The sequence below is a fragment of the Dolichospermum sp. UHCC 0260 genome, from assembly GCF_009711985.1.
Classification (GTDB): Bacteria; Cyanobacteriota; Cyanobacteriia; order Cyanobacteriales; family Nostocaceae; genus Dolichospermum; species Dolichospermum lemmermannii.
Genome location: NZ_VIKZ01000046.1, coordinates 1 through 11,292, shown reverse-complemented (window position 1 = coordinate 11,292; position 11,292 = coordinate 1). Strand labels below are relative to the sequence as shown.

General features: G+C 36.9%; 12 protein-coding genes and 2 pseudogenes. 8 read left to right on the top strand and 6 right to left on the bottom strand.

Going from position 1 to position 11,292, the window contains the following annotated elements:
* Nucleotides 1–121: 121 nt before the first annotated feature.
* A complete protein-coding gene (locus tag FJR08_RS17055; protein ID WP_168633967.1) occupies nt 122–1,048 on the top strand; it encodes an AAA family ATPase in 927 nt (308 codons plus the stop codon).
* Between the two features lie 55 nt (nt 1,049–1,103).
* On the opposite strand, the gene FJR08_RS17050 is transcribed toward FJR08_RS17055, so the two are convergent.
* Nucleotides 1,104–2,057, bottom strand: coding sequence for a M48 family metallopeptidase (locus FJR08_RS17050; RefSeq protein ID WP_015079268.1), 954 nt, complete (start codon nt 2,055–2,057; stop codon nt 1,104–1,106).
* An 18-nt stretch (nt 2,058–2,075) separates the two neighbouring features.
* On the opposite strand from FJR08_RS17050, the gene FJR08_RS24060 reads away from it, so the two are divergent.
* The 3 genes from FJR08_RS24060 (at nt 2,076) to FJR08_RS17040 (ending at nt 4,111) form a co-directional block, all read left to right on the top strand.
* Complete coding sequence (locus FJR08_RS24060) at nt 2,076–2,198, top strand: hypothetical protein (protein ID WP_256369737.1); 123 nt, start codon at nt 2,076–2,078, stop codon at nt 2,196–2,198.
* An 82-nt stretch (nt 2,199–2,280) separates the two neighbouring features.
* Nucleotides 2,281–3,825 carry a helicase C-terminal domain-containing protein gene (locus FJR08_RS17045; RefSeq protein ID WP_148765932.1) on the top strand — a complete coding sequence of 515 codons (1,545 nt, stop codon included), beginning with the start codon at nt 2,281–2,283 and terminating at the stop codon, nt 3,823–3,825.
* Between the two features lie 67 nt (nt 3,826–3,892).
* Nucleotides 3,893–4,111: a DUF2839 domain-containing protein gene (locus FJR08_RS17040; protein ID WP_041457777.1), complete on the top strand. Its 219-nt coding sequence runs from the start codon at nt 3,893–3,895 to the stop codon at nt 4,109–4,111.
* Here FJR08_RS17040 and FJR08_RS23295 read toward each other — a convergent pair.
* A complete protein-coding gene (locus FJR08_RS23295) occupies nt 4,071–4,265 on the bottom strand; it encodes a hypothetical protein (protein ID WP_217357529.1) in 195 nt (64 codons plus the stop codon). The genes FJR08_RS17040 and FJR08_RS23295 overlap by 41 nt on opposite strands.
* On the opposite strand from FJR08_RS23295, the gene FJR08_RS17035 reads away from it, so the two are divergent.
* From FJR08_RS17035 to FJR08_RS17020, 4 genes and pseudogenes are all read left to right on the top strand, one after another.
* Nucleotides 4,265–5,011, top strand: coding sequence for a creatininase family protein (locus tag FJR08_RS17035; protein ID WP_168633966.1), 747 nt, complete (start codon nt 4,265–4,267; stop codon nt 5,009–5,011). The genes FJR08_RS23295 and FJR08_RS17035 overlap by 1 nt on opposite strands.
* 40 nt (nt 5,012–5,051) lie before the next feature.
* Nucleotides 5,052–5,474 (top strand): type II toxin-antitoxin system HigA family antitoxin, encoded by a 423-nt coding sequence (locus FJR08_RS17030; protein WP_168633965.1) that lies wholly within the window; start codon nt 5,052–5,054, stop codon nt 5,472–5,474.
* Between the two features lie 123 nt (nt 5,475–5,597).
* Complete coding sequence (locus tag FJR08_RS17025; RefSeq protein ID WP_168633998.1) at nt 5,598–7,082, top strand: hypothetical protein; 1,485 nt, start codon at nt 5,598–5,600, stop codon at nt 7,080–7,082.
* A gap of 91 nt (nt 7,083–7,173) precedes the next feature.
* Nucleotides 7,174–7,374: pseudogene (locus tag FJR08_RS17020) on the top strand (creatininase family protein); the annotation flags it as partial.
* 58 nt (nt 7,375–7,432) lie between these two features.
* Here the strand turns inward: FJR08_RS17020 and thiS are convergent.
* From thiS to FJR08_RS23040, 4 genes and pseudogenes are all read right to left on the bottom strand, one after another.
* Nucleotides 7,433–7,645 (bottom strand): sulfur carrier protein ThiS, encoded by a 213-nt coding sequence (gene thiS, locus FJR08_RS17015; RefSeq protein WP_168633964.1) that lies wholly within the window; start codon nt 7,643–7,645, stop codon nt 7,433–7,435.
* Between the two features lie 108 nt (nt 7,646–7,753).
* Entirely contained in the window at nt 7,754–8,212 is a 459-nt protein-coding gene (locus FJR08_RS17010) for a type II toxin-antitoxin system VapC family toxin (RefSeq protein ID WP_148765940.1), read from the bottom strand.
* Nucleotides 8,209–8,475 carry a hypothetical protein gene (locus FJR08_RS17005; protein WP_168633963.1) on the bottom strand — a complete coding sequence of 89 codons (267 nt, stop codon included), beginning with the start codon at nt 8,473–8,475 and terminating at the stop codon, nt 8,209–8,211. The genes FJR08_RS17010 and FJR08_RS17005 overlap by 4 nt, the downstream gene beginning before the upstream one ends.
* A 148-nt stretch (nt 8,476–8,623) precedes the next feature.
* Nucleotides 8,624–11,292, bottom strand: a pseudogene (locus FJR08_RS23040) (HEAT repeat domain-containing protein); the annotation flags it as partial.

The window sequence follows — 11,292 nt, the reverse complement described above, 5'->3', positions numbered from 1 at the left end:
CCGAATGCTTCGCCCCTACTAATTGATAAGTAAGAAAAATATATCAGACCTATAAAGATTATGTTCTTTTATATTTCCCGACTCCAGGCTATCATCAAAATCATAAGCAAAGGTGATAGTCATGACCGAACAGATATTAGAAAAACAAATAGATCACAATGACGGAATTAATTTAGAAGCAGCTTTCCAAGAATCTCATATACAAGAAATTTTGGATAAGTTAGACCAGGAGTTAGTCGGGTTAAAGTCCGTCAAAAACAAAATTAGGGAAATGGCGGCTTTGTTATTGGTTGACCGTATTCGTAAAAGCTTAGGATTGAATGCAGGTGCGCCCAGTTTGCACATGACATTTTTGGGTAATCCTGGCATGGGTAAAACCACTGTAGCCATGCGAATGGCAGAAATCCTCTACCGGCTGGAATATATCCGTAAAGAAAATGTCATGTTGGTGACGCGAGATGATTTAGTTGGTCAAGGTATGGGACAAACAGCGCCCAAAACCAGGGAAGTATTAAATAATGCCATGGGCGGAGTTTTATTAGTTGACGAAGCCTATACTTTATACCGTCCAGATTATCCTGGGGATTTTGGTTTAGAAGCCATAGAAATTCTCATGCAGGTCATGGAAAACCAAAGAGATGATTTGGTCGTTATTCTTGCTGGTTATAAAGACCAGATGGACAGATTTTTTCATAGTAATCCAGGGATGAATTCCCGCATTGGATTACATATTGAATTTAACGATTATGGTGTTGATAGTTTAATGACTATTGCCCAATCTATAGTCACAGCCCAAAACTATTGCTTTAGTCCAGATGCCGAAAAAGCCTTCCGCGAATATTTAATTAAACGGAAGACGATGCCCCATTTTGCCAATGCTAGAAGTGTGCGTAATGCTATAGATAGAGCGCGTTTACGTCAAGCAAATCGGTTATTAAGTAGTGGTAAACTGTTAAATAAGCAGGATTTAATTACCATTGAAGCAGTAGATATTCTCGCTAGTCGAGTATTTAGAGAAGGTGTTCCTGATTGCGAAACTGAAAGTTGATTAAATTCAGATTTTCAGATCCCCGACTTCTTCAAGAAGTCGGGGATCTTGTGATTTACTTTCTCATTTTGTTAATTTCTGCTTGTAATTTTTCAATTTCTTTTCTGAGTTTTTCCGCTTCATGATCAGGTGTTTCCGGTGTCACATCAACCGAACCATCAGCAGAACGCTGATAATTACCCCTTTTAATTTCCTGGTATTCTTCTGATACCGCCCAACTGCGTAAATAATGCAACCGTTCCACAGGAAAAGGATGACTCAGCATCATTCCTTGTGCGCCATTGTATAATAGAAACTTATATACTTGATTCAGCCCATCATCATCTAGTGCCTGATATTTTTCCGACTGCTGAATAAACTCTTGTAAACTACATTCATGGGCATATTTGTTACTACCTCCAGACAGTTTCATCATGGATGACATGACTGGGTTTAAATCATCCATCACTAATAAAGCCGCTCTATCTGCTGATAACTCAGCTTTGCGTCGCCACTCAAAAAAGGCATAAATCAAGGCTTGACTGACAAAATTACCTAAACCGAATGTTAGTTCACCAATGACGGAAGCGGCATTCATCGCCCACATCGCCATTTGAATTAAAATGGTATGACCACATTTAATATGTCCCAGTTCATGCGCTAAGACCGTCCGTAGTTCGGTTTCATTGAGTAACTCCAGTAACCCAGTGTTGACGACTATATAAGGATGTTCTTGTCCTAAAGCATAACTATTAACTTGGGCATCTTGAGCAATAAACAATCCCGGTTCACCGCTGATGTCCAAATCTCGAACACATTCCCGGAATATCTGGTAAATCGTGGAATATTGCCGCGGTCCGACTTGAATGGAGTTACCCATTAAATAGACAAATTGGGGGCGTTCATAGACAAATTCTACAAATTTACGGGCGATTAAATCAAAGCCGGGTAAATTGCGTAAAGCTTGTTCTGCTTGACGGTCTAATGGATGTCTGAAGGCTTCGCTGGAAATTCCTGGGTAAGTTGGCATAATTTAGGAGATTGGTGAATGGTGAATGGTGATTGGAGATTGGTGATTGGTCATTGGTCATTGGTAAAACAACGAACAACGGACAACGGACAACGAACAACTGTACGGGCGAAGCATTTGGAGAACTATTTTTGGCAATGACCGATAATTTATCTTCCAAATGCTTCGCCCCTACGGACAACTGACAACGGACAACGAACAATTTTTATGGAATTAAAAGCACGTGATTGAAGCTGAAGTTCATTTATCATTACATAACTTCCTGCGATCGCAGGACGGGTTTCCTTCCTGGCCTCATCATTTAACGATGGCTAGGTTAGTGGCACGTGCTTTACGGTTGGGACGTAGTGCCTTAATCCAAGTAGGGGCGGTTTGTGGACATCAAGGGCGATATCGCACCAGTTTTATCGCTTCTGCTTTAATGTGGCATGGTTCTATAATTATTGTCGCTTCCGAAACTGTCCAGCAACGTTTATTAAAGGTAGAAATTCCCCGACTCCAGCAGTGGCTACCAGCGAATAAACCCATTAGAACCGGTGACACTTGGCCAAGTCCTGATTTTCAGGGTTTGCTGTTGACTTCCCCTGAAGCTTGGTTAAAAGGACAATTGGCTGATAACAATCCATTTCCTGCGAATATTCCCACAATTATTGATGGTGTTGACGATTTAGAAGATTGGGTACGTTCTCAACTGACTCAAAGCATTGAACCCCATGATTGGGATCAATTAATGCTGGCTTATCCCTATCAAGCAGATTTAATTCGGGAAGTTAGGGTAGAACTAACATATAAATTATTTCAGCATCCAGAAAATCCCTATTCCTGTTATCTGATTTCTCAACCAGAAATTGAGATCTTACAAGAGTTATATTTAGCTTTAGATAAAAACAATCTTCCAAATGTTTGGCGAAATTTTTGGCAACAATTCCCAAGTTTAGAAAATTCTTCTTCCCCTACTTTATTTTGGTCAACAATTTCCCGTCGTCAAGGTTTATTTTCTTTATATTATGCTCCAATTGAATTGGGTAAAATCCTCGCCCCAATTTGGCAACGTCAACCTGTAGTATTAATTGGTAGTGCTTTAGAACCGCAAACGGAAGCACCTCTTTTCCATCAACGTTTGGGTTTAGAGGATGTTACTTGCTTGAAATTTGCTGCTGATAGTCAAGGGGAAGCAATTCAACTTTATATTCCTTATAAGTTGCCTTTACCAAATACACCGGAATTTCAACCAGCATTAATTCATCAAGTTCGCACTTTGGTATGTTTGAGTGCAACTGCACCAGGAATGACGGTAATATTAATTGGGGATGTACCGCTAAAAGCCAGAGTGGGGACAATTTTGGCTTCTGAATTTGGTTCACGGGTGCAGGTAGAAAAAACTTGTTTAGATGAAAATGGGATTTTAATTACTGGTTGGGAATTTTGGCGCGAAAATCAAAGTGTTTTACCATCACCCAGATTGTTAATTATTGCAACTTTACCTTTACCATCTTTGGAAAATCCTTTGGTAGCTGGTAGAGTAGCTCATTATAAGCGATCGCACCAAGACTGGTTTCGACTATATTTATTACCCACAGCTATGAACGAATTACAAAGAGCGATCGCACCTGTCCGCGAAAATCAAGGTATAGTAGCTTTACTAGATAGTCGTGTCGTTAACCGCAGCTATGGCGTGCAAATCCTCTCTGCACTTAGTCCCCTAGCCAGATTAAACTATCTCGATCCTAGTTTGTTTTCTGCGAATAATGAAGATGATTCTGCTTAATTAATTTCCATGACGAATTTCTATTAAAATTTAAATTGAACTCAAAAAGAAACTAAATTATTAAATTATGGGTGAAGCAAAACGCCGTAAACACTCACTAGGAGAAGAATACGGACAAGACACTACTAGAATATTACCTTGGGTTCCCATCAATAAAACCCAAGCTTCACAATTTGTGGCTATCACTACTCGTGGTGCATGGATTGGTATTGGTAGTATGGTTGTCGCGTGGGTAATCATCCGTTTTATCGGTCCGGCTTTTGGTTGGTGGGAAATTGTTGGGTAATTGGTAATTGGTGATTGGTAATTGGTGATTGGTGATTGGTTGATTTTCTTTCTTCTTCTTCTTCTTCCTTCTTCCTCCTTTCTTTCTTTCTTTCCTTCTTCCTTCTTTCTTTCTCCTGACTCCTGACTCCTGACTCCTGACTCCTAAAAAACAATGCTCTTACATTTAAGCACTTGGCCGGAAGTTGAAACTTATCTGCAACAATCTCAAGGAATAATTTTACCCATTGGTTCAACGGAACAACATGGACCCACGGGATTAATTGGGACTGATGCAATTTGTGCAGAATCTATATCAAAAGGTGTCGGGGAAGCAACCCAAGCAATGGTAGCACCAACTATTAATGTGGGTATGGCATTACATCATACTGCTTTTCCCGGAACAATTAGTTTACGTCCTAGCACTTTAATTTTAGTAGTTAAAGATTATTTAACTTGTTTGGTAAAAGCTGGTTTTACCAAGTTCTATTTTATTAATGGACATGGAGGAAATATTGCGACTCTCAAAGCTGCTTTTTCGGAAACTTACGCTCATTTAGAAGATTTGCAAATTCCCAATTCCGCAAAAGTGCAATGTCAAGTTGCTAATTGGTTTATGGGTGGTTCTGTGTACAAACTTGCCAAAGAATTATATGGTAATCAAGAAGGTTCTCATGCTACCCCTAGCGAAGTAGCTGTTACCCAATACGTTTATCCAGACGCAATTAAAAAAGCATATCTTGATCCAGAAGTTGCTAGTGGACATAAAATTTATAGTTCCGTTGATTTTCGTTCTCGTTATCCAGATGGCCGTATGGGTTCAAATCCAGATTTAGCAACAGCAGAACATGGTAAACAATTTTATGATTTGTCTGTGGAGGAATTGAGTAAGGGATATTTGGAATTTATGAAGGGGGAATAAATGAAATTAGCTCAAACTATTGTCTTAATTCATGCAGAATATGACAAGGACTACTGGAAAAATAACCCTTACTTTTGATTCAGAAGTTTACAGCAAATTACTTTCTCAGTCTCAACCGCGAGTTATTAAAACTGAGGAAGAAAATGATCGACTTTTAGCAGTTGTGGAAGATTTGCTTTCTCGTTCTCATCTGACAGCAGAAGAAAATGCTTTGTTGGAATTATTGGTAAGGCTAATTGAAGATTTTGAAAGTCAGCATTATCAGCTAAATATTTCTACCCCTCGTTCCAGGATTTTGCATTTGTTGGAAGCGCGGGATTTAGAAATAGATGATTTAGTTCCTGTTTTGGATTCGAGTGAGTTAGTTTCTCAGGTGATTAATGGTGAGTTGGAAGTAAACAGAGAACAAGCTGAGATATTGGGGGAGTTTTTTCATGTTGATGGAAGTTTGTTTGTTGTGTAAAAGACACAAAAATGAGAACTTTTAATATTTGTAAAATTTTAGCAGTTTTAGTCAAAACATATTGACAGGTATCTATAAGTGAAAATATGATAACTACACGTAAATATTTTCACTTATACAATGATGGTACAGTCCAATACTATAGAACTGGCAAAGTCAGGGGATATCAATGCGATTAATGATCTAGTTAATCAGTGGCTTAACTCATCTAGCATGATTATTAAAACAACTCTTAAACAGGACTGTCTCCAGATAATACTAGAATCAGCAACAGTTCCAGAACAAGAACCAATAATTTCTCTTCTTCGTGGTGGCTTGCTAAATTTATCTATTCAATCTGTGAAAAAAGTCAAAATCTATGCACGAGAAACAGGAGAAGATTTTCCAGATTGGCAACAAGAATTAGAGTTAAATAATACATTGACGGTGCAGAAAACAGAAAGTCAGTTATCTACAGAACAACCATCTTTTTTTAATTCCTTTTTTGGTGCGATCGCCGGAACAGCAGAAGCGGTTGGTGGTGCAGCTATGGGCGTTGGTGGCGCTGTTGGCAGTGCGGCTATGAGTGTTGGCGGTGCTGTGGGTGGTGCTGCAATGGGCGTTGGTGGTGCGGTTGCTGGTGCAGCTATGGGCGTTGGTGGTGCAGCTATGGAAGTTGGTGGTGCTGTTGGTGGTGCAGCTATACAAGCAACCCAAGTTGTAGGACAAGCATTAGCAATTGTTGGTAATAATTCCATCTTACAAACTGCGATCAAATCATTAAATCAGGATTGGTTAAATCCTTTAATTGATAAAGTAGATGTGATTAAAGCTCAGGCTGCTGTAAAAAAATTACAACAAGAGCATCCAAATAAAAAACCTCCAGAAATTGCCCATGATTTGATGTTGGAAAAGTCAGTTTTTGCTGGAACAACTGGTCTTGCTAGTAGTCTTGCACCGGGACAAGCTGCGGCCATGTTTGCCGTAGATTGGGCTGCTACGGCTGCATTATCAGCAGAGTTAGTTTATCAAATTGCTGCTGCTTATGGAATGGATTTACAAGATTCAAAACGTAAAACTGAAGTAGTAACTATTTTTGGTTTAGGCTTAGGAGGAAAAACTGCAATTCAAGCCGGTTTAGGTTTATTACGAAATATCCCTGTTGCTGGTGCAGTGATTGGTGCTAGTTCAAATGCCGTGATGATTTATGGATTAGGTTATGCTGCTTGTCAATTTTATGAAGCAAAACAAAATCCATTAACTTTAGAGGAGACTTTGGTAGATGTTCAAAAAGAGAGCGAAAAATATTTAGAAGTTGCTATTTCTCAAACAAAAATTATGGATCAAATATTGGTTCATATTGTTTTAGCTGGTAATCCTAATAAATCATGGGAAGATATTTTACCAGAATTAAAAGCCGCTAATCTGAGTCCTGCTTCTTTGGATGAAATTGCTGCTCATATTAAATCACCACCATCTTTAGAAAAATTACTGGAGCAAATTAATAGTGACTTTGCTGTATCTTTACTAGCAAAATGTGAAAAAATTGCTAATTTAGATGGGGTAATTACATCAGAAGAAACTCAAGTAATACAAGCTATTCGTAAAAAGTTCAATTACCAAAATTAATTCACTCTTCACAACCGAACAAACAGCAATTTCTGAAAGTGAGATATCATCCAGCTTTTGCTTTAAATGAAGGTTTTTACCTTTGAGATCAGCAATTAAAAAAGCATATCTTGATCCAGAAGTTGCTAGTGGACATAAAATTTATAGTTCCGTTGATTTTCGGTTACGTTATCCAGATGGGAGAATGGGTTCAAATCCTGATTTAGCAACCCCAGAACATGGGAAGCAGTTTTATGATTTGTCTGTGGAGGAATTGAGTAAGGGGTATTTGGAGTTTTTAAAGGGGGAATAGAGGTTTTTTCTCCGGCTCCAGACGCAGAAACGGAGAGTAGAGCTATTAGATTCTTATTTTATCCACCACCAACTATAGTGACTACTTCTAAGCGATCGCCATTTTTGATTTGAGTTTCAGTCCAAAATTGACGATGTAAGATTTCACCGTTATATTCTACTGCTATTAAGCGCAGATTAAAACCCAACTGTTGGAGTAATTCGGGTAACGCAGTTGGGGATAAACAATTGTGAGTTTCTCCATTGACTTGGAGATTAATTTGATTAGACATGGAGAAAAAATTCCTGGAAATGGTGAAGCTATAATAATATAAATTATCGGTTAAATATCTTTTAATCTATTGTGGCATGATTTACGGCTTGTGTAGCTAGATTAATTGCTATATTGATGGTAAAAGTGGAATTTGGAAGTCGCTAAATAAGTGAATATTATAAGATGAGGTTGCTAAAGCCTTGACTAACTTTTTATCCAAAGTCAACAAAGTAGCATTATTTTGTTGAGAAAGTGCAACATAACAAGCATCGTAAGCAGAAATATTGTAATTTAAGGCAATATTAACTGCATCATCCATCAAATTGGCTGTGGAAACAACCTGTAATTGTAAATTTTTGAGCGTAGTTAAATCGGCTTGTACCTCAGCAGCAGTATACATATTTGCACGTACATATTTCAGAAAAACATTTGTACATTCTATATAAAATAGGTCTGGTACAAATATTTTTGTTTGTGAATAAGCAAGATGAGCAAAAAGTTCAATAACTTTAGGGGTGAGTGGATCTGCAATAAAATATTTGATACACACGCTGGTATCTAATACACATCTAAAAGTAGTAGTCATCTGTCCCGATCTTCTCTAATCATTGCTGTACTATCTGGTAATCCAAAATCGGCAGGATTTAAGCGCCGACGATTGCGACTTTCCTCTAGGACTTTTAGGACATTTTGACGACGTTGTGTTTCTGTTTGCTGTTGTTTTTCCTGTAAGGCTTTCTGTAATAGCGTCACAACTTGAGATTCTATGGAATCATTTTCAGATTCAGCTAATTTTTGTAGTTCTTGATATAGTTGATCGGGTAAAGTGATGACATTAAAATTATTCATCTGTCAAACTCCCAAGGTTATTTATTAATAATGGTAACACGATATAGTCAAGAGGAGTATAGACATGAGATTAATTTCTATTTTTTGGACAGTAAACGGTTGGTTATAGTTGTTCTGAAGATTCCTGTTTTAGTTCTGGAGAATAGTATTACCCCAATTCCTTTAACCAAGTTTGAACCACTCCTAATAAATTATCCTGTTGAGGCGGAAAACCACTCAAGGGAGATGCTATTGGTGTATCGGTAATCAGGGCGATTTTTAACCAGTCATTCTTCTGTAATTGCTGACAGAAATTAATTAATTCTGGGTGAGGATTAATGTTACAGAAAATGAGGGCGATTTTATCTGTTTTTAGATGTTCTCTCAGGGGTTGGAGTTCGTTTTCTAAGTCCAATATATCTTCTATGGTTTTGGCTTTTTGTTTGGGATAGATTTCGCCATAAATTTTGATTAATATACCTTTGGCTATGGCTTTTTCTGCGGTTTTACCTTCCAGGCTGGCTGCGTTGAGGGGGATGGGATAGGTGGTTGAGGTGGGTTGCAGTTGCTTTAATTGGGTATAAATATCAGTGGAGGGTTGATAATTTGCGATTTGGGGATTAAGGGGTGAGGTTGCGTGCCATTCTTGGTAGAATTGGGGATAGGTTAGGTTTTTGGCACATTGCCAGAGGATTTCATAGCAACGGCGATAGAGATTATAAAAATTGGTTTCATATATTTCAGGAGTGAGAAGTGTTCTTAAATATAAAACTGCTATTAAATAGTTATTTTTTGTTTTTATAATTGTGTTTAAAGTATCGGTAACTCTGTAAAAAATATCTTCATTTTTATTGTCATGAAGAAGAGAAATTAAAGCTGTTATCGCTTGTTCATTTCCTACTGCTATTTTTTCTAAAATCTCAATTATTCTCACGCGGTTGTCTTCATTTTGTATGAAATCAAGTAGAGCAATTAAAACTGTAATTACCCGTTCATCCCCTACTGCAATATCTTCTAGTCTACTAGCAATTTCTAAACAATTATCTTCATTTACAAAGTAAGCCTCTTCTTCATTTTTAATGTCAAATAAAAGATAAATTAATGACTGTATTGCCTGTTCATTTCCTATATCTATCATTCCTAAAGCCGTAGCAGCAGGAAAAGCAATGGCTCTCTTTTTAGTAGAATAAAGCACAGAAATTAGAGCCTGTTTCGCTTTTTTATTTCCAATATCTATCATTCCTAAACAGTAGGCAATTCCAGTCCGATTTTTCTCATTTTTATCCTCATCAAGAAAATGAGTTAAAGCTGCTATAGCCTGTTCATCTCCTACTGCTATCTTTGATAAAATTTCAATCGCAGCGAGGCGAATATATCTAGTTTTATTAGATTGAAAAATCTCTACAAATTTGTTACGGATATTTTTATTTTTATTGGGCTGTAGAATGGAAATTAAAGTTTCTATTACTTGTCTATTCCCTACAGCTATACTTTCTAAAATTTGAATAATCCTTTCCAATGAATCCATATCTTCAATTTCATTAAGGAAAGTAAGTAAAGTTGTAATTGCATATTCATTTCCTACTGCTATTTTTTCTAAAGTACAAGCAACTTCCCAACGAAATAACTCATCCTTGGTTTTCTGAAGAAGGAGGAGCAAATTTTTTACCGCCTGTTTATTACCTACTGCTATAAAGCCTAAAGCAAGACAAATGTCATACTGGCAGGAGGTTTCATGTTTATGTTCATTTTCAATAAAATTAAGCAGGGAGATTAAACTCTCTATGATTTGCTCATTCCCTAATGCACCCATTTTTACTAAATTATGATATAATAATGTATGACTCATAAAGCCGACACCGTAATCAAAGATATGTTCATTTTTTGCGGGATCAAGAAGATAAATTACAGTATCTATTGCCTGTTTATTCCCTACATCTATTTTTCCCAAATTATAAGCGATATCCAGAATAAGGTTATGTTCCTTTCTATCGTAATTTTTAGTGTCTTTAAGCAGAGAAGTTAAAGTATCTATCGCCTGTTTATTCCCTACATCTATCTTTGCTAAACAATTAGCAATCCTATGATGTATACTTTTATCATGAGTCGTATTCAAGATAAGAAGAGAAGTTAAAGTATTTATTGCCTGTTCATTCCCTACTGCTATTTCTTCTAAAATATAAGCAACTCTCGATACATATTGAGTGTCATGAAGAAGGGAGATTAAAGCAGCTATCACCTGTTCATTTCCTACCGCTATCTTTTCTAAAATGTTCTCAACATCAAAACTGCTAACTTTATGTACATACTGAGTGTCTTGGAAAAGGGAGATTAAAACCGGAATTACTCTTTTTGTATCAGTCAATAATAAAGTTTTTCTTGCATCTTCTGGATTGGGATCAATAAAGGTTATCCATTTTTGTTTTTCAATATCAAAATAACCAAATCCCCATTTGATAATTTGATCTACAATTTTATCAGCAAGGGAACAACTTTTAAACTCAGCAATGGCTATACCAGCTTTAAAATAAGCCTGATAAAAATAAAAATCACCATTACAACCAGGTTTAAATTTAACTAATGCTTGAATAAACTCTTCCTTCTTATCATCAATATTTTCTCTCCCCATCCACAACAAAAACACCTCATTCCACTCATTCTCAAAAATACGATATTTCTTACCCTTAACAGGTTTATCAACATGATTTTTAGGTAAAAAATAATCCCAATCATCAATCACACAAGCTGCAAAATATTCTGCAAAACTCAGGTGAAAAAAAGCATAAACCCTTTCATCAGTTTTTTGATCACGATAAACCCAATTTAACCAACCTAACC